Genomic DNA, 19,176 nt, shown 5'->3' on the forward strand with positions numbered 1-19,176 from the left:
CTTAGGTTGCCACTGCCGCATGTTTTGGAGTTCTTAGATGACCCAGTTGAGTACTTGGCCAGGCACATAGACCACTCGCCTAATGTCCCCGTCCTTTAGGTAGCGTTGCACGATCGCAGACTGCATGGCCTGGGCGGTGGCTTCGGCTTCAGACGCCTCTATGGCTAACTTCAAGGTGGTGCGGGTACGTCCGTTAATCTGCACCGCAATGGTCACCTGTTCCGATTGTATCTGGGCCAAATCAGCTTGTGGAAAGGGCTGCTGGTGAACCGAGTAAGGTTCTCCCAAGTGGTGCCAAAGTTCCTCAGCGATGTGAGGTGCAAAGGGGGCCAGCATCAACACCAAAGCGTGAACTTCTTCCCAATCAGGCGTGTCCTTGGCTTCCAAATGATTGAGATAGCTCATCAAAGCAGCGATCGCCGTGTTGTACTTCAACTCCTGAATATTGGTATTCACCTTATGGATGGTTTGGTGCAGTTGCCGTTGCGACTCCCTATCCATCGACTGGCTGACCTCAGCAGCAAGATAAGTCATCACCAACTGCCAGATCCGATTTAAGAAGCGATGAACTCCCGTGATACCCTGATCGGAGAAATCGCCCCCTTGCTCGTACGGCCCCAAAAACATCAAGTAGACACGTAAGGTATCGGCCCCATAGGCCTCAATGTACTGATCGGGGGGCACCACGTTGCCCTTAGACTTGCTCATCTTGACCCCATTTTGGGTAATTAACCCATGGGCTCGGAAACGCCGAAACGGTTCCTCAAAGGGCAGGTACCCCAAATCATGCAACACCATTGTGATAAAGCGGGTGTACATGAGGTGCAAGACCGAGTGCTCAGCCCCACCGATGTACATATCCACCGGCAGCCAATGAGCCGTGATCTCGAGGTCAAAGGGAATGTCGGAACAATGGCTCGACGGATAGCGCAAGAAGTACCAGGCCGAATCTAAAAAATTGTCGGACACATCCGTTTCCCGACGGGCCTTGTCGCCACAACAAGGACAGGTGGTATTGACGAATTCAGGTATATCAGCCAAAGGTGAATTCCCTGTACCCTGAGGCAACCAGTTGTCCGTTTGGGGCAATTCCACAGGCAACTGGTCTTCAGGCACAGGCACTACGCCACAGGTGTCGCAATGAATAATCGGGATTGGTGGTCCCCAGTAGCGCTGTCGTGAGATCAACCAATCGCGCAAATGATAATGGACCTCACCATCGGTTTCGGAACGACCAATCCAGTTTCGCTGAATCGCCTTCACGCGCTCGGACCAGTCCAAATTATCCAAATTGTCTAACAAACGTTGAGCATAGCGGGTGATTTTGAAAAACCACTGTTCCAACTCTCGTTTGGTCGCCTTGGTGCCACAGCGTTCACATTCGCCTTCCGCCACCTGCTCATCGGCCAACACCGTTTTGCAAGACGGGCACCAATTGACTGCGGCTCGTTTGCGCTCAGCTAATCCCGCTTTGAATAACTGCAAAAACAGCCACTGAGTCCATTTGTAGTAGGTCGGATCGGTCGTATTGACCTCATGGTTCCAGGCAAAGTGGTTGCCGATTCGCTTTAGTTGAGTTTCCCGAAACCGCTCCACATTCTGATCTGTGAGCTGTCGGGGATGAATACCTTGTTTGATGGCAAAGTTTTCGCTGTGGATACCAAAGGCATCGAAGCCCATCGGTTCAAAGACATCTTTACACTGCATGGCCATAAAGCGACCATAGATGTCGGCTCCGGTGAAAGCGTACACATTTCCCACATGCAACCCCGCCGCAGATGGGTAGGGAAACATCATCAAGTTGTAAAAAGGCGGTTGGTCGGGAGCTGCTCTGGCAGTATCGGTGTCGTAAATCTGGGTTTGCTGCCAGATGGCCTGCCAGTGAGCTTCAACAGAGCGATGGTTGTAGGTTTCAGAAAATTGTTGAATGGCCGGATCCATACGATCCGGCGTTACAGGTCCCAGTGATACATGGTTTGTTCTCCCAATCGATAAAAAACTGCAAATTTTGGAACACGCTTATAGGATGGCATACAACAGCAAACATTGACTTTCCGTTGGAATCAATAACGTCTTGAATCCTGAAACGGATGTGGCCTATCCTCATCAGGTAAGCACGCTTGATCGTTATCGTGTCTACGATAAAGAAACATGTGGCTATGCTCCTGAGTTGATTGGCAGTATTTGGCTCAGTTTGATTGAAGACTGAAGTGGCGAATGGATTGAGGGCTTCCACTGGGTGCGAATTACCAGTTGCTGTATTCGCTACAACCTTCTTTAATTGCTAAAGAATTGGTTGCATAACCGAGAAGATTCTGTTGCCCATGGACGGGCCATTGCAATTTAACAAAAATCTCTTCTGAGTAATCAGAAAAAAGTACGAAAGAAATAGATTTCTCGGTCCTATCAAAATTATTTTTTACTACGTCTTTAAGGAACTGGCTAGCCTGATCGTTCCAAAAGATATAAGCAAAGTCTCTAACACAGATGATTTTGACATAACGTAGAGCCAGCCCAAAATTGCTTGGGGTTCATCCAGCTGTTTGACTTCACAGCGTTCCAGATGTTTGATCACCCAGCGGTACATTCGGATGGTTGATGGCTGCCTGCCTGACGCACTTCATCATGCCCTCTAATAGTAGGACTCGCATCCTACTTTATAGGAACCATTTACCCCAATTTTTTATGCTAATCGCCCCGTCAAATCAGTCTAAACTGACCCAAAAATGTCCAATGTGTTTTCAGAGGGGGCTCTAAAACACCGATTGGGCAAGGCTTTTAAGCCTTGCCCAATCGGTGAAATGATTGTTTTCATTAAAAAGCTGGTGATCCGACTCGAACGGACGACCGGCTGATTACAAAAGAAACGCTCAAAGGCTAAGTTTATTTTCTGGCAAGGCTTTCAAGGTAAGTGAAAAGTGCTGTGCTAATTTTTGTACTAATTTTTCGCGGCATTTTTCGTACAAAATTTTGTCAAGACTTAGATGAGCTGACCGTTAATTAGCTGCTCTATCATCATAGCGAGTGGTCTCAAATATTTTGCTTTTGCAAAGCTAAAAGCTATGTAAATCAGAGTCTCAATCATTTTTCGACTCAGGCCTCCTTGCAAGCTACATAGGGCTATTCTTGTACTAATTTTTTGAGCCATCTTTCGTAAAGAATTCGTCGAGAAATAAATGAGCTGATCATTACTCAACTGCTCTACTCTTGTACTAAAAATGGAACTTCACCTAGATCCGTGAATTCAAACTTCGTCGAGGTTAACTCCCATGGCCTGTAGGCGTTCGGCTAGCCTGTCTGCGCGTTGCATTCAGTTTCTTGGCCTCTGCTCCAGTGGGGATGATTTCGCCCTTGAGATCGCACCATCTCAACCAAAAAAGATTCACGCTGTAGTAAGTTCAGGCTACAGTGTCAGACATTGGTCTTTCTAGAGTCTGATTTTACCTATACAATCTCAAAGCGTTGAGGAATCTCCAGTGATAAAAAGTGGCTTGCAATGGAAGCAGGGGCTATGGAACGTCTGGTTATTAAGCACTTTCTTAATGATAGAGTCTACCCTAGCCTGGCCAGCACGGGCCGACGGTGGAGTGATTCCCGATAATACGCTGGGGGCTGAAAGTTCAGTAGTGAACAGTTTAGATTCGCTCATCCAGCTAGTTGAAGGTGGCGTCGTTCGGGAGGGCAATCTTTTCCACAGCTTTTGGGAGTTTAATGTTGCAGAAGGCCACGAAGTGTTTTTTGTCAATCCGACGAATGTGGAATCTATTCTGACGCGGGTGACTGGGGATAAGCCATCGGCTATTTTGGGGCGGTTGGGCGTTTTGGGAGATGCCAATCTGTTTTTATTGAACCCTAATGGAATTGTCTTTGGTGAAGCGTCGACACTGGATGTGAATGGTTCATTTTATGCATCGACGGCAGAGGCGATTTCGTTAGGTAGTGGTGTGTTTAGTGCGACGAATCCTGACAGTAGTCGTTTGCTGACGGTGGATCCGACGGTAACGTTTTTTAGTCACTTAAAACCTGGTGTAGGGGATATCAGTAACAGTGGTGATTTGTCTGTGGGCAGTGGAGAAACGCTGACGTTGTTTGGGGCGACGGTGCTGAGTTATGGGGCGTTGACTGCGCCGGGTGGGACGGTGCAGGTATTGGGAGATCGGGTAGGCCTGGCGGATCAGGCGACTGTTAATGTGTCGGGTGCTAGTGGTGGTGGCACTGTGTTGTTGGGAGGAGATTATCAGGGGCAGGGAGTGGTGCCGACTGCGGAGCAAACAATTGTGGGGCCAAATGTGTTGATCGCTGCAGATGCTTTGACAAGCGGTGATGGAGGCCGAGTGATTGTTTGGGCAGATGATGCAACTCGGTTTGAGGGGAGTATTAGCGCGCAAGGTGGACCGCAGGAGGGAGATGGTGGTTTTGTTGAGGTCTCAGCCCTGAGACTCTTAGATTTTTCTGGCCTGGTGAATACTCAGGCAACGCAGGGAGAGTCGGGACAACTGTTGTTGGATCCGGTAAATATTCTCATTGCAGATACACCTGATGCAGGATATATCACTATTGAGCAAGCTGATGGAGTGTTGACTGATTTTTTATATGGTGGACTAGAGGATGAAGATCAAAATAGTCACCTGACACCGGAGACAGTGGAAGCGTTATTGGCTTTGAACGATCTAACACTGGAAGCAACCAACTTTATTATTGTTGCGGATAATGTAAATGCTTTTAGCGAGAATGATTTGACGCTTCGAGCCTCGGCTATTGGAGTGCTTAGTGCTCGATTGGGGCAATCAGGTGGTGGCAACATTATTTTAGAGACCTCGCAGTCAGCAGGAAACTTTGTGCTTGTTAGAAGAGGGCTGCTTGATACCGACGTATTACGTGGTTCTAGTGTAGAAGGAGGGAATGTAAGTATTATTACCCGCAATTTATTCGTTAATAGCTTTGGTGTAATCAGTGCCAGTACCTTTGGAGAGGGCAATGCGGGTCAGGTGGAGATTACGGCGACCGGTGATGTCGTAGTTGATGGAATATTTTCCTTTGTTTTGAGTGAAGTCGTTTCAGGTGCGATTGGCAATAGTGGCGGCGTATTGATTAGGACAGGTAATCTTTCTGTACTGAATAACGCTGGGATCGGTGCTAGTACTGGTGGAGAGGGAAACTCGGGACAGGTGGAGATTATAGCGACCGGTAATATTGTGGTTGATGGAAGATTTTCCTCCATTGTGAGTGAGGTCATCCCAGGTGGGATTGGCAATAGTAACGGCGTGTTGATTACAACAGGTAATCTCTCTGTGCTGAATACTGGGGCGATCAGTGCCAGTACGTTCGGACGAGGAAACTCAGGGCAGGTGGAGATTATGGCAACCGGAAATGTCGTAGTTGATGGAACAGATTCCTTTATTGGTAGTACAGTCGCTCAAGATGGGATTGGCAATAGTGGCGGCGTGTTGATTACAGTAGATAATCTCTCTGTACTGAATGCTGCACTGATTAATGCCACTACGTTTGGAGAGGGTGATTCGGGACAAGTAAAGATTATAGCGACTGGCGATGTCATAGTTGATGGAGCATCTTCTTTGATTAGCACTGCAGTTGCTCAAGATGGGATTGGTGATAGTGGCGGGGTGTTGATTACGACAGATAATCTCTCTGTGCTGAATGATGCTGCGGTCAGTGCTAATACGATTGGAAAGGGCGACTCGGGACAGATAAAGATTATGGCAACCGGTGATGTAATAGTTGATGGAACGCTTTCCTCCATTGTTAGTGAAGTTATTTCAGGTGGGATTGGTGATAGTGGTGGAGTATTGATTACAACAGACAACCTCTCTGTGCTAAATGCTGCAGTAGTGAGTGCCAGTACGTTTGGAGAGGGAAACTCGGGACAGATAAAGATTACTGCAACCGGTGATGTCATAGTTGATGGAACAGATTCCTTTGTTGGCAGTACAGTTGCTCAAGGTGGGATTGGTGATAGTGGCGGGGTGTTGATTACGACAGATAATCTCTCTGTGCTGAACGCTGCAGTGGTCAGTTCCAGTACGTTTGGAGAAGGCAACTCGGGACAGATGAAGATTACTGCAACCGGTGATGTCATAGTTGATGGAACAGATTCCTTTATTAGCAGTGCCGTCTTTTCAGATGCTATTGGTAACAGTGATGGTATTTCTATTACTACTAGTAATCTCTCTGTGCTGGATGGAGCTTCTTTAACTACCTTTACTAACGGGAATGGTAAAGCAGGAATCTTACTCATCCAATCTAACCCTGGTGATGATCTAAGTGTGCTCCTGTCGGAAAATGGCTCGATCGATACTCTAACCGCTAGTCAAGAAACCGGTGGAGATTTAATTAGGGCTTGCTGAATAAATCGGAATCGAATCTGGATAAGGCTTTCAGCCTCAAAAGGCTCAGTTAGGTGCAAGGTTAAATAACAGAATTTTACGGAAAATCAATGGTTTCAGCGATTTCGACCTTGCACTAGCTTTTTGAAAAATCGGTCAAATTCCTTGCTGTTAAAGCACTGATTACTTTTTCAGCAAGCCCTAATTATCACCAGTGATGGCGCTCTGACAATTCAAGGGGCAGGAGATTTAACTACTGAAAGTTTGGGAATTAACACTGGAGCGGCTGGCAATCTCAACATTGTTGCCGACTCGGTACTTTTGAATGATGGTGTTGAACTATCTGCTCAAACGGCATCTACTGCAGGGGGAGGAAACATTAACTTTCTTGTTGATAAGGGCATTATTCTACGTTGGGGCAGTTTTATCAATGCTGAATCCACCAATGAAACCCCTGGCAGCGGCAGCGGCGGTAACATCACCCTAGATGCAAATTTTGTGCTCACGTTTCCCGATGAAAACAGCGACATCATTGCCAATGCTGTGGGGGGTGACGGCGGCAACATTGCGATCAACGCAGCAGGCATCTTTGGCTTCACCGAGCAAGGCATCTTCCAAACCACCGACGAACTCCGTGCCAACGTTTCCAGCGACATCAGCGCCAGCTCCCAAGCAGGCCAGTCAGGCTCCATCAACCTCAATGCCGACTTCGAACAAACCCAAGCTATAGATGAACTCCCCGATAACTTTATCAATGCCGATCAGCTAGTCGCCTCCAGCTGCATTGCCCGCAGCAATAACGCCGACAGCGCCTTTGTCATCACTGGCAACGATGGCCTTCCCCAACAGCCAACAGAAACCTTAGGGCTTAGTAGTTACGACACTGGCACAGTTCAACTCTCCCCCGAAGCTGACGTCTCCCAAACACTCCAAGAACCAGAGGGCATTTACCAACTGGCAGATGGGCGTTTGGTGATGGGGCATAGATGTAAGAATGATAGACGGGAAATGTAGCAGGGGATAAGTGGCTGAGTAGGAACTTCTGACCTCTCTTCAGAAGTTACGTTAAGACATCAACCAGAGAAAACTCGAGGGCATTCCCTAATTATTTAAACCACCATTACCACTGCTGATTCACACAACTTCGGGCTCATGGCAACTTTTGGTGATCGCACTACCCTCACTTAAACCATCGCCTTAAGAGACTATGTATTGGTTAAGATCAGTCGTTTGGCCAATAGGTTTAGCCCAGCGCGACCAAACATTTGTCGTTTCAGCATTTTTAATCGATTGTTTTGACCTTCCACCGGTCCATTACTGACGTCTAAGGTCATGCCTGCCTTGACCGCCTCATAATCGTCTTCTATGCCTTTAGCGAAACTCTGAAATGCTTTTACTGTGCTATTTTTAGCCTTCTCTAGCCAGCTATCTAGCTGCTTGGGAAGCCGCTGTCGGACAAGGTCTATAAATCCCTGAGTGAGCCGGATCATTCCCGATAGTTCAGATCGTTGAGTGAGGCATTCCAACAGCGTTTTTTGCTTGTCTGTCAACGTGTCTGGTCGCTGGAGCACTAACCAAGCCGCACGCCTGGCACTTAATGGTTTCTGGGACTTGATGGTCACCTTTGGGGCCGGACCTCGACCAGGCAGGTCCTTTAAAGAGTCGGGATGGGGGAGTGGTTGAGACTGAGCTGACCGTAGCGTATGGGTATAGCGGGCCACGGTTTTATAGGTCCCTGAATACCCCTGTTGTTGAATCTCCTTAAAGAGCTGTTTAGTGTGCTGACGTCCCTGGCTCCATTGATCGATGAGATAGGGTTTGTAGGGATCTAAGATGCTCTTGCATTGTCGGCTGGACGACTGCCATTCTGGAAATGTCTCGTGAGACAGGTAGGTATACACGGTACGCTTCCCCATTCCTAGATGGTAGGCAATGTCTTTGATTTTGTATCCTTGTTGTCGTAAGCTGTGAACCTGTTCATAGTTGTCTAATCGTTCAGCTCGCTTTTGGGCCGTTTTCCGTTGTTGTGCTGTTTGAGGTTGGGGAACTGAGCCTTCTGATATCGACACGTCAGAGGCAAGAACACCCTCAGATTGAAGCTGTTCTTGCTCAACCTGTTTGAGAAGTTTCGAGTGACTTTTCAGTGCCTTTTCTAAAGTCTCTTCAAGATTGTGTAATAGGTGAAAGCGATCTGCGACCTGAATGGCATTAGGAGCCCCCTGGGTCATTCCACGTTTGTACGTCTTGGACCGGTCTCGTGACAAGATTTCGATGCCTGGGTGGTCTTCTAGCCAGGTTGCCAAGGTTTCTGCTGTTCGGTCAGGTAATAGGGCAATGGGATGGTTCGTTTCGAGATCCACCAAGATAGTCCCATAATGATGACCTCTACGGAAGGCAAAATCATCCACACCCAGAATCTTGGGGGTGACCACCTCGGGTAGCGGTAAGCTAGAGAGAAGCCGCAGAAAGGTATTTCGACTATAGCCATACCCCACTTGATAACTTAATCGAGCGGTCGCTGACCCGCCCAATTCCAGGCCCATGGCGATGAGATGGTTTGTGTAGCGAGCCGTGCGTCTCGCCCAAGGGGCGACCAGGCTGGGTAATCGCTCGGTAAAGATGCGTCGCGGACAGGTGTCATTGAGACAGAAAAACTTACAGACCTCTAATAAGAGAGTGAGGCTGAACTGAACCAAGGGTAAATCTCTAAGGGTTCGCTGATAGCGACTATGCACTCGCCCAGTGGGCGCTTGGCATAATGGACAATGTGCATCACCTGAGTGGATTCTACGGTGATAACGAATTGGTGAGTTGCCGTCTCTAACTCCCAGTGTTTCAATGCCAAGGCTGATGAGTCAGGGAGTAGATGCTGGAGGAAGTTCATGATGGGATGCACATAAAGGCTAATCCCATCTACGCCTTGCCAGCCAATTTGGATCACCAAAAGTTGCCATGAGCCCGAAGTTAGTGTGATTTTGCAACCACTAGAAAGCTGGTGATCCGACTCGAACTGACGACCAGCTGATTACAAAAGAAATGCTCAAGAGCTAATATCAATTCTCTAAAGACCAGCTACACATAGTGCATCTACAATCCAGTCCCACTGCGTAAGAGATTTAATCTGTTCTGGAGTAAGTTGAGTCACCCACTGACTCCCCTTGTTTTGTAAGTCCTCCAGACTGGTGAAGTGCTGCCATTGCACATAGCGTTTCAACTCTAGCCACACGCGCTCAATCGGATTGACTTCAGGCGAATAGGGCGGTTGAAACAACAACACAATAGTGAAAAGTGCTGCGCTACTTTTTGTGCTACTTTTTTGAAGTATTTTTCGTGCAAAATTTTGTCAAGCACTAGATGAGCTGACCGTTAATCAGCTACTCTATCATCATAGCCAGTGAGTCTCAGATGTATGGAAGCGCTGCGAGGAGGAAGAGTATGAAAGGATCCTCTACTATTACCATGTTAATCGCAGATTCTGACTTAACATTTGTTCCTGCAGTTTGGTCATATGCCCTTGCTTAACAATATCAGCTGGCGTTAGGTCAGGACGTTTGGCCAGCCAAGCCGAGGTGGTTCCGGCTGCAGCACCCACACCCCACTCACTCGTGTGAACTCGGGTAACCGCATTCACAATATGGCTCACAGCAAGACTCTTACCACCTATCAGCAAATTATTAATTTCCTGGGGGATCATACTCTCCAGGGGAATCTGTACCGGACGTACAACAAATCCTGCAGCAGGAGCAGTGACCGCTTCCCCAGTAGGAGCACCATTTCGATAGCGGCAACCATGGATATCGACATCATAGTGAGTCACTGCTACTGTAGTCGGTGTAAAATCACGACCACCAACTTGGTCATTTCTTACGTCAGCTTCACGCATTAAAAATGCTTTGTCACCGTAAGCAGCACGACCTAAAATACGTCGACCTTCACGGATATACGGAACCAAACTCAACCCTGATTGAGTCCCCATATAAGCCTCATCTCCCATTAAATAACTTAATGGGAGATGGGGTTTTGACTGGGTTTTAAGTAACCAGCGAGCGAATAATAAAGCGTGATCTTCACCATGGCGCAAAGCTATGGTCGAGATCCCTCCCAACCAATTTTGTTGTTGACCACTTCTTTTCACTTGCTCTGCCGTGTAAATTAGAGGTGGGTCCATCCAGGACCAATCATTTCCGCGATTCCAATTTACCATCGTCATATCACCCCGAACAGGCACAGAGTAAAATGGACTGTTTCGAGTATTACTCACAATCCGACGATAGTTAAAAAAGCTACGACCTTCAAAAAAGGGAAATCCCTCCATTTCAAATATTTTTTCATGCTCATGAGACGCATAGAATGGCGGATATTGTTGTAATGTTTGTTCTAAAGCCGCCAGGCTTTTACCTCCATCATCATGAATAGCCACTACAAAAGGGTACGTAAATGCCTGAGTACACTGTGGGTTATCTTTTTGGGCCCCGTTCACCTCTCCAGTGGTCGTTTTAGCTTCTGATCCCAATCGATGAGGCAGATTTGCCCAGCCCACAAATTCTCCTGTATCAGTAGCATCAATGACAATCATGCGCTTTCCCTTAGGAGGCTCTAATCGCAACGGTACTTTCTCAAATGTGTCATCTGCAGACCAAGCATACCAGCTGGCCAACTCTTGAGATAGTCGCCCCATGGGCATGTAATTTGATTCTTTGGGAATACGCTGTATAGCATGAATGGCAACTATTTCCTGACCACTATCATCAAATGTTGCTCCCTTAAAAGCCGTTTGAGTTTGCCAACGGCTTTTAGGTGCTTTTGGTAACACATTTTCTAAATGTTGCTGGGCAGCAGTAGCACCCGCTTTTGGTACAAAGCACAGCCTGCTTACCCAGCATGAATTCACATCATTGACAGTTACAGTGGCTCGCCCCGTCCATTCTGGCAAGGTCACTGTTTGCTGAGCAATTTTTTGCTTAAAGGTTCGCCAACTAGGCGCAAAGCTCTGATAAGCCCACATTGCTCTGGATGCATCAATTGCTGATACCCCTTGCGAGCTAATCTGCCCTCCTAGCCAGGGGGTAAGTTCAATAAGACAGGTAGTGGTCCCAGCCTGCATAGCATGGTATGCAGCTGCTACCCCCCCAAGGGAACCACCGATAACCACAACCTCACATTTCCAGATTTCCTGGGCTGTTGGCAACGGTATTAAATTCGGTCTCCCGTTAGGTAAGAGCAATGGTGGCGGTGGCGGTAGCGGATTCGATAAAGCAGGGGCTATAACCTGAACTTGGGTTGAGCAAGAGCTACCTATAATGAATGCCGTTAAACAACTTAAATACTTACGCAGAGAACGTCGAGCCATAGACCAATCATGATGTTTGGAGCGAGTTACGAGTGGTTAGTACTAATCACTCGCCAATAACCATAAAGGAAATTGACACATTTAGCGAAACAAAATTCATGGTTAAAATTAGCTGCTTTATTGAGCACAACAGGTTAGCTAAGGTGAGGGGATGGATAATTTGGCTAATCTGCCCGAGAGCATCATGGTAGGCTTGTTGGTCTTGTTGCAATCGCTGATTGAACCCAATGCCATTGCTCAACTAGCGACTGCAAGGATGGTGGTGGGCATCACAGCTTTGGCTCAGGTCCTTCTAAAGTTTGTTGTGTTGTTTTTGTAGGAGTCAATTAGTCAAGATTTCAGGATCTGTATCATTTGGAGAAGAGTAAACACTAGCTTCCCCTGTGTATGCATTCCCAAACTTCTGCTCCATTAAGATATGGAAATAATGTCCCAAATCTCTTTTATGGAAGCTTGCTACTTGTATCTTCCCAGCTTGCCTATTTACAAAAGCATCGTTGCAAAATTCTCCTCTAACTCGTTGCAAATTTTCATCAGTGTCATCGATGTATATTGGATACATCTTAATCGGATACAGGCTCGGATCTGATGGTCTATCGTCTCCACAGGAGACCTGTGGAAATGGATTGGTCGTCAATGGATTGGTCGTCAATAGATTGCTATCTATTAAAATTTCCTCATCTCGAGACCTACCTTCATTATTTTCAATTTCATTAATATTAAGGGCAGGCAGTTATTTCATGGGACAACAGGGATTTTGGGATGTTGAGACGCGCCATCAAAAACTGGAGTCCAAGAAAGATCTGTTGGTCTGCTTGGATGCAATGATTCCATGGGATGAGTTTCGACCGATCTTAGCAAGCGCGTATGCGAAGCCCCAAAAGAGTAAAGCAGGTCGTCCCCCGATAGATGTCATCGTGTTGTAAAGCTGTTGATCTTGCAACAGCTGTTTGGCGCGATGGTCAATGAGATGGAAGGCAAAGTCATTCGCACGATTGGGTTTGCCAGATCCAAAGCCATGCTCGGGCTAAAAAAAATGACCTACAATCTTAAACGCTATGTCTTTTGGCAAAAGGAAAACATCGCCGAAGCAGCCGCCTAAACACCAGAATTATCAGAGCTAAAAACGGATGGAATAAATGAATTTTGCCAGTTTTGGTTCATTGAGACTCCAGAAAAAAAGCTCAATGACAGTCTCATTTGAGACTCGATTCTTCAAAAATCAAATAAATAGAGGTGCCCTTAAGTAAATTACTCGCATGCGAAATGATGTCCTCCAAACCCATTGCTAAACGACCAATAGTTGCTTGAGGTATCCTCAAAAATAGAATATTAACTTAGGGCTTTCAGGCTATGAATTGTGCAATTTTTTAGGCAGTGACAACTGCCCTTCTACATTTTCTGATGGAAGCCACCATTTCGGAGTTTGAGTGGTATAGGTAATTGAAGCGAAGCTGTCACCGGGGACAATAAGGCTGTAATGTATGCTGTCAGGTTGTTTTAGCGGTCACTACTGATTTCTGTGCTAATTACTGTACTAATTTCGCTGAAACCTTCGATGACAGAAGCTTCTAGCTCCTAATTTATATCGAAAATCAAGTGAAAATTAGCCATCAAAACTCTAGATTTGATGGCTAATTTGAGATGTTGAAATCCTCTGCATACAAGATTCTCATAAAAAAGCTGGTGATCCGACTCGAACGGACGACCGGCTGATTACAAATCAGCTGCTCTACCAACTGAGCTACACCAGCGAAGCTTCCGTATTATAACGGGATTTGATGCCCTTAAGTCAAGAACTATCGAACTTAATTTGGTTAGTCAAAAATAAGGGGCAGATCCACGGCAAATAACCTGCCCTATTTTGTAGCTTTAAGGGAATTAAGCCTTGTTATTTTCCATAGCCCAGCGGGCTAGTTCGGTACGGTTGTGTAGGCCAGTTTTGCCAAGCATATTGCTGACATGGCTCTCAATGGTGCGCTGGCTGACTTTAAGTTCTTCAGCAATTTCGCGGTTTGCCATGCCTCGCGCCACAAACTGCACTACTTTTAACTCTGTGGGAGTAAGCTCTACATCAAAGGGGACTTGAATGGTCGGAGCGCTGCCGCCAGCTTTGGTCTGATGATGAATCAAACGGGACGCTTGCTTGAGGGAAGATTCTACCTGGGCTACTAGCTCTTCTGGCTCAAATGGTTTTACCATGTAAACATCAGCGCCAGTGGTTAAGCCTTTGACCCTGTCCTGACTTTGCCCTTTGGCAGATAAGAATAGAATGGGAATCCAACTCTTACCCGGATCTTGGCGAACCTGTTCGACAAAGGCGTAGCCATCCATTTCAGGCATCATGACATCGCAGATAATCATGTCGGGCACTAATCCACCCAATACATCAAGAGCTTCGCGACCATTGCCCGCTGTGACAACTTGATAACCTCGAAACTCTAAGTAATCTCTTACAAGCAAGATGAGATTTGGATCGTCATCTATCAGTAAAAGCTTCTTTTGATCGCCAGTGGTATTTTCTTTCATGCCGTGTACTCGTGTTACTCGAAGTCTATGGGAATAGGATGATAAAAGATAAATCCAAAACGTATTAGATAGTTACTAGATCATATCTAGTACATCAGGGGTTGAAGGATTTCTAAAGTCCTCGTATTAGTTTGTATACGCCTCTGTTGATGATACTGTACGGACTATAGTCAATCAGGGTTGTTTTATTAAGCCCAGTTAAATTTATAGCAAGGTTGTACATAATTAAATTTTTGTTACCCATGGATTGGAATACAGCAATTGCGCTTATATCAACTGCTTAACCCATATGCTCAAATCAATTGTTCCCAATTAGTCAATAGGATCACGGATTGTTCGGTACTTATTTACATCGGGTAAGGGGTTTTTCAGGAAGGCGTAGTCTTCAACAACCTGATTCCCAATAAGGTGCTCTTGAATAATGCGTTCTATGACCTCTGGTGTGGCGCTGTGGTACCAAACACCGTCAGGATAAACCACTAGAATAGGTCCTTTCTGGCAGACGCGTAGGCAGTTGGCCTTGGTGCGAAAAATGCAGCTGGGTCGTTCTTTAGTCGGTCTATCTAGCTTCAGTTCTTGCAACCTTTGTTTGAGATAGTTCCAGGCATCGATACTATTAGCCTTGTCACAGCATTTGGGTTTAGTTTGATCTGCACATATAAAGATGTGACGCTCAATTGCATTGAGCGCTAAGGCGTCTACACAGTGTGCTAAGGGGTTACTCATTGGGGAAAACGTATCACTTTGGGAGTGGCAGCCCTATGGGGGTGATCACATTGCTAACGGACTTTGGCCACAGGGATAGCTATGTTGGTGTAATGAAGGGGGTAATTGCTAGTATCAGCCCCCAAAGCCAGATAATAGATCTCACCCATGGGCTTCAACCTCAGGCTATCTTAGCGGCTCGATTTAATTTAATAACGAGCTACTTGTATTTCCCTGTAGGCACTATCCATGTTGTGGTTGTTGATCCGGGGGTGGGGACGCAGCGAGCTGCAATTGCGGCTGAAGTTAGTGTACCTGCTGGGCTGCAAACCATTATTGCGCCAGATAATGGCATTCTGACAGGCTTTGCGATTAAGGCAGTGACAGCGCTAACGAATCCTGATTATTGGTACACTCCTGAGCCTAGCAATACTTTCCACGGTCGCGACATATTTGCGCCTACGGCTGCGCATTTAGCGAATGGGATTCCTATAGGCGAGCTAGGTACGTCGCTATCAGTATCTAGTCTGGTGAGTCTGAATATCAATCATGCGGTAGTAACGGACCAGGGATATCGCGGCAGCCTTCAGTATATCGATCATTTTGGCAATTTGGTGACTACCATTCCAGGGGATGAGCTGACTAGACAGCTTTGGTATGTGCAACTGGGTAAATATATTTGTCCTTACCGTCCCACCTATGGTCGCATTGAGTTAGGTGAAGCGCTTGCCCTGGTTGGTAGCCATGGTTATGTCGAAATTGCGGTAAATGGCGGTAATGCCCATCAGGCATTTCAGGCAAATGTAGGCGATGCAGTGGAGCTTATTTACGCTCGCCATGGGTCGGACACGGTGGCGCTTTAATGCTGCGATTAAGCCAGCCAACAGCTTGTTCTAATCGTGGCAATGCTTCCTCTGGATTATCGTTGAGCAAATATACGAGAGCTGCTGCGATCTGCTCCTTTGCTCGTATCTGGCGGTTGGAGTTTAGTCGGTGCCAATCCATTGGGCCAATGGATAGCTGCTTTGCCAATGCTTGAGCGAGTGCTTTTGGCTCAGCTGTTTCTAAATCTAGCGTGTTATTGACAGATGACGTCATTGTTGTCTTGTCCATGGTTTATTTTCGAGACGGTGGATAACGTTCCACGTGATGGGTGCAGATCGATAGCTTTCACATCGATAGCTTCCATACCTACTATTGAGATCTGCCGAGGGTTTCTTGTGAGGAACCTCTCCTGTACTTTAAGTCTATATCTACCCAGCCGAGTCGCGTTATGAAATCGTCCCTGCCCCTGACTGAGCAAGACCTCACCGACTTTGCTACGGCTTTGGATGAAACGACTAAGGACTTCAATGCGTTGCGCCAGCGGTATACCGAAGTACGTGAGGCGTTTGCGCAGCGGGCTGATGCTCAGGCAAAAATTACCCAGGGGCATTTGCCTCAGGCTGAGTTAAAGCGTTTGAAAAAGCAAATTGCAACGCTAGAGGAAACGCTGGAGAATCAGCTGATGTCCTGGAATAACCTGAAGGAGCCGTTTTGGCAGGTGCTGCGATTTGTGGGATTGGGAATGGTTTTGGGATGGTTTTTTCGGGGATGGTTTGGGGGGTGAGACGTTTCTATATTCAAAACGGATGATGATGGCGGTAAAGGGGGCTGCCTGCGTTACCTTATATAGAGTCATTTTTCGGCATAGATATAGGTAATGGCCATCCAGCGTATTAAGCACATCCTGAAATCTGGCAACCCTGGTGATGTTGTGACTATCCAAGGTTGGGTTCGTACTAAGCGTGATTCTAAGAAGTTTAGTTTTTTGGATATTAATGATGGCTCGTCTATGACGGGGCTTCAGGTGATTGTGGATATTAGCCTGGATGGCTATGACGATGCGATGAAGCGGATCACTACGGGGGCTTCGGTGGTGATTAGCGGCACCCTGGCTGAGTCGCCGGGTAAAGGGCAGCGGGTGGAACTACAGGCTAGCAGCCTTGATGTGGTGGGTGAGTCGGATGCTGAAACCTATCCGCTACAGAAAAAGCGGCATTCGTTTGAGTTTTTGCGAGGGTTGGGACACTTGCGATCGCGTACCAACACCCTCGGTGCAGTTTTCCGTGTTCGTAATGCCTGTGCCAGCGCCATCCACGAATTTTTCCAAAGCCGAGGCTTTCTCTGGATTCACACACCGATTCTCACGGCCAGTGACTGTGAAGGGGCGGGGGAAATGTTCACCGTTACCAGCCTGAACCTGAATAAATTGCCCAAGGGTGATGATGGCAAAGTGGATTATGGCCAGGACTTTTTTGGTAAGCCCACATATTTGACTGTGAGCGGCCAGTTAGAAGCTGAGATTATGGCCATGGCGTTTACGAACGTGTATACCTTTGGGCCTACATTCCGAGCAGAAAATTCCAATACCTCTCGTCATCTGGCAGAGTTTTGGATGATGGAGCCAGAGATGGCCTTTTGCGATTTGGAAGGCAACATGGATCTGGTGGAAGAGTTTCTCAAGTTTGTCTTTAAGTATGTGTTAGAAGCGTGCCCCGATGACATGGAATTCTTCAACAAGCGGATTGACAAAACAGTTTTAGGAACTGCCGACAACATCATCAACAATGAGTTTGAGCGGATTACCTATACGGACGCCATCAACCTGCTTGAGACGTGTGACAAGAAATTTGAGTATCCAGTTTCTTGGGGCTTAGACATGCAATCTGAGCATGAGCGCTATCTAGCGGAAGAGTATTTTAAGAAGCCGGTAATTGTTACGGACTATCCCACTGAGATTAAGGCGTTTTATATGCGTCTAAATGATGGGGGTAAAACTGTCGCAGCGATGGATGTGTTGGCTCCTCGCATCGGTGAGATTATTGGGGGTTCGCAGCGGGAAGAACGCTTAGATGTATTGGAGCAGCGTATTACGGAGGCGGGTTTGCCAAAAGATGATTACTGGTGGTATTTGGATTTGCGTCGCTATGGTACGGTACCCCATGCGGGGTTTGGTCTAGGATTTGAGCGGCTGGTGCAGTTTATGACGGGTATGACGAACATTCGCGATGTGATTCCATTCCCTCGGACGCCCGATAATGTGGAGTTTTAGCGGGGTATCACCTGCCAATATAACTGTGGTTTCACCAGGAATATAAAAGTATAAATCGCTACCGAAAGAGATTTCACTTAGCTTAAGTGCGCTAGGTGCTAGTTGTTGTGGTCTCAGCATTGCATGGCATTTGAAGAAATGTCACAAAACACGGTGAGAATGGAAAAAATGGCCATGGTACCCGCTCGGGTAATGTGACCCGATTTGACGATGCCTAGGATCTAGATATCAATTTATCTGAGGTTTTGTTATGACTGTTGCAACTGGTACCACAACTAATGGCGTCGCAAAAGACTACGCATATTATGACAAGTATTACAACCATGCTTGCGAAGTCTGTATTCCCATTGTTCTGAAGACGCCTATTTATATTGAACCCATTGTGATTGAAAAGGAACCTAAGTGTTTAGAAAAGAAGTATTAAGAAGACATTGGGTACAGTCTAAGGCCCACTTAATGCCGTGATCTTTTTCCCAGTTCCTAGCAGATTACAAATCTTTTTTGAAGGTAGGTGATAAAAATGACTACAGCAACTGAAACTATGCAACTCGATACCGCGGCGTATGACAAATACTATAAACGTGCCTGTGAGGTGTGTGCACCGATTAAATTAAAGGTACCTGTTTATGTTGTCCCTGTTGTGATCGAGAAAAAGCCTGAGTGTATTAACAAAGGTTATCACTAAAGTTCTCTTTTCCCCTTGCTCCTTAGCAGGGGGAGTGATGCTCTATCGTTATACGGGTAAAGATTATGGGTACCCCCTTAGATTTTGATCGCTATCCCCACGGATGCGAAATAGTTATTCCTGTTGTTTTGAAAATACCGATTTATATTGAGCCTGTTGTTATAGAGAGGACAGCGGTATGTTACGGAAACTCCCATTCTGAAGTTGCTAGCCTTAAAAGTCAGCTGTCAGAAGCTGGGCCGGTTGCACTAGCCCATGATGCCCAGGCTGTTGTTAGCACCGTTGCTAATGCTGATATAAACGACTTAGATAATGTCTCTTTACAGCAGTCGTTGAGTATATCTTTGCGACCGGTTGCTGACGGCTGGCACTCTTTTGCCCATGCTATTCAAGACCTATTTGAGTCAGGCATGTTAGGCAGATCAAGATTTTTGCAGCAATAAGGGATATCCCTTCACACGAGCAGTCT

At 46.6% G+C, this 19,176-nt stretch carries 16 protein-coding genes, 1 tRNA gene and 1 pseudogene; 10 read left to right on the plus strand and 8 right to left on the minus strand.

All coding sequences use genetic code 11. From position 1 onward, the window contains the following. Nucleotides 1–33: 33 nt before the first annotated feature. A complete protein-coding gene (locus U2F10_RS31295) occupies nt 34–1,941 on the minus strand; it encodes a class I tRNA ligase family protein (RefSeq protein WP_499874241.1) in 1,908 nt (635 codons plus the stop codon). Between the two features lie 133 nt (nt 1,942–2,074). Between U2F10_RS31295 and U2F10_RS31300 the strand changes: the two genes are divergently transcribed. From U2F10_RS31300 to U2F10_RS31310, 3 genes are all read left to right on the plus strand, one after another. Beyond that, nucleotides 2,075–2,209 carry a hypothetical protein gene (locus U2F10_RS31300; protein ID WP_284681683.1) on the plus strand — a complete coding sequence of 45 codons (135 nt, stop codon included), beginning with the start codon at nt 2,075–2,077 and terminating at the stop codon, nt 2,207–2,209. Nucleotides 2,210–3,542: 1,333 nt separating this feature from the next. Beyond that, entirely contained in the window at nt 3,543–6,365 is a 2,823-nt protein-coding gene (locus U2F10_RS31305; protein ID WP_499874242.1) for a two-partner secretion domain-containing protein, read from the plus strand. A gap of 243 nt (nt 6,366–6,608) precedes the next feature. After that, the gene (locus U2F10_RS31310) at nt 6,609–7,358 is read left to right on the plus strand and encodes a hypothetical protein (protein ID WP_499874243.1); all 750 of its coding nucleotides are present in this window, start codon (nt 6,609–6,611) and stop codon (nt 7,356–7,358) included. Nucleotides 7,359–7,549: 191 nt separating this feature from the next. Here U2F10_RS31310 and U2F10_RS31315 read toward each other — a convergent pair. The 3 genes and pseudogenes from U2F10_RS31315 to U2F10_RS31325 all read right to left on the minus strand — a co-directional run bounded on the left by U2F10_RS31315 (nt 7,550) and on the right by U2F10_RS31325 (nt 11,694). Further along, nucleotides 7,550–9,228 (minus strand): annotated as a pseudogene (locus U2F10_RS31315) (ISL3 family transposase). Nucleotides 9,229–9,405: 177 nt separating this feature from the next. After that, entirely contained in the window at nt 9,406–9,621 is a 216-nt protein-coding gene (locus U2F10_RS31320) for a transposase (RefSeq protein ID WP_499874244.1), read from the minus strand. 177 nt (nt 9,622–9,798) lie between these two features. After that, nucleotides 9,799–11,694: an FAD-dependent oxidoreductase gene (locus U2F10_RS31325; RefSeq protein ID WP_499868822.1), complete on the minus strand. Its 1,896-nt coding sequence runs from the start codon at nt 11,692–11,694 to the stop codon at nt 9,799–9,801. Between the two features lie 151 nt (nt 11,695–11,845). On the opposite strand from U2F10_RS31325, the gene U2F10_RS31330 reads away from it, so the two are divergent. Together U2F10_RS31330 and U2F10_RS31335 are read left to right on the plus strand one after the other, a co-directional pair. Next, nucleotides 11,846–12,013, plus strand: a complete 168-nt coding sequence (locus U2F10_RS31330; protein WP_499060836.1) for a hypothetical protein — start codon at nt 11,846–11,848, stop codon at nt 12,011–12,013. 618 nt (nt 12,014–12,631) lie between these two features. Then, on the plus strand, nt 12,632–12,796 hold the full coding sequence (locus U2F10_RS31335; RefSeq protein WP_499874245.1) for a hypothetical protein: 165 nt from the start codon (nt 12,632–12,634) through the stop codon (nt 12,794–12,796). A 579-nt stretch (nt 12,797–13,375) separates the two neighbouring features. Here the strand turns inward: U2F10_RS31335 and U2F10_RS31340 are convergent. From U2F10_RS31340 to U2F10_RS31350, 3 genes are all read right to left on the minus strand, one after another. Continuing rightward, nucleotides 13,376–13,448, minus strand: a tRNA-Thr gene (locus U2F10_RS31340). Nucleotides 13,449–13,575: 127 nt separating this feature from the next. Continuing rightward, a complete protein-coding gene (locus U2F10_RS31345; RefSeq protein ID WP_006517731.1) occupies nt 13,576–14,223 on the minus strand; it encodes a response regulator transcription factor in 648 nt (215 codons plus the stop codon). Between the two features lie 312 nt (nt 14,224–14,535). Then, a complete protein-coding gene (locus tag U2F10_RS31350) occupies nt 14,536–14,949 on the minus strand; it encodes a (2Fe-2S) ferredoxin domain-containing protein (protein ID WP_163663009.1) in 414 nt (137 codons plus the stop codon). A gap of 35 nt (nt 14,950–14,984) precedes the next feature. On the opposite strand from U2F10_RS31350, the gene U2F10_RS31355 reads away from it, so the two are divergent. Further along, entirely contained in the window at nt 14,985–15,791 is an 807-nt protein-coding gene (locus U2F10_RS31355) for an SAM hydrolase/SAM-dependent halogenase family protein (RefSeq protein ID WP_499874246.1), read from the plus strand. On the opposite strand, the gene U2F10_RS31360 is transcribed toward U2F10_RS31355, so the two are convergent. Then, nucleotides 15,751–16,026, minus strand: a complete 276-nt coding sequence (locus tag U2F10_RS31360; RefSeq protein WP_163671601.1) for a DUF6439 family protein — start codon at nt 16,024–16,026, stop codon at nt 15,751–15,753. The genes U2F10_RS31355 and U2F10_RS31360 overlap by 41 nt on opposite strands. Nucleotides 16,027–16,201: 175 nt before the next feature. Here U2F10_RS31360 and U2F10_RS31365 point away from each other — a divergent pair, with 175 nt between their 5' ends. From U2F10_RS31365 to U2F10_RS31380, 4 genes are all read left to right on the plus strand, one after another. Continuing rightward, complete coding sequence (locus tag U2F10_RS31365) at nt 16,202–16,537, plus strand: sll0565 family protein (protein WP_499874247.1); 336 nt, start codon at nt 16,202–16,204, stop codon at nt 16,535–16,537. A gap of 93 nt (nt 16,538–16,630) precedes the next feature. After that, nucleotides 16,631–18,022 carry an asparagine--tRNA ligase gene (gene asnS / locus U2F10_RS31370; RefSeq protein WP_499874248.1) on the plus strand — a complete coding sequence of 464 codons (1,392 nt, stop codon included), beginning with the start codon at nt 16,631–16,633 and terminating at the stop codon, nt 18,020–18,022. Nucleotides 18,023–18,272: 250 nt separating this feature from the next. Next, nucleotides 18,273–18,446, plus strand: a complete 174-nt coding sequence (locus tag U2F10_RS31375) for a hypothetical protein (protein ID WP_006517724.1) — start codon at nt 18,273–18,275, stop codon at nt 18,444–18,446. A 326-nt stretch (nt 18,447–18,772) separates the two neighbouring features. Beyond that, nucleotides 18,773–19,150, plus strand: coding sequence for a hypothetical protein (locus tag U2F10_RS31380; RefSeq protein WP_499874249.1), 378 nt, complete (start codon nt 18,773–18,775; stop codon nt 19,148–19,150). Nucleotides 19,151–19,176: the final 26 nt, after the last annotated feature.

Source organism: Leptothoe sp. EHU-05/26/07-4, assembly GCF_043421015.1.
Taxonomy (GTDB): domain Bacteria; phylum Cyanobacteriota; class Cyanobacteriia; order Phormidesmidales; family Phormidesmidaceae; genus Leptothoe; species Leptothoe turfae.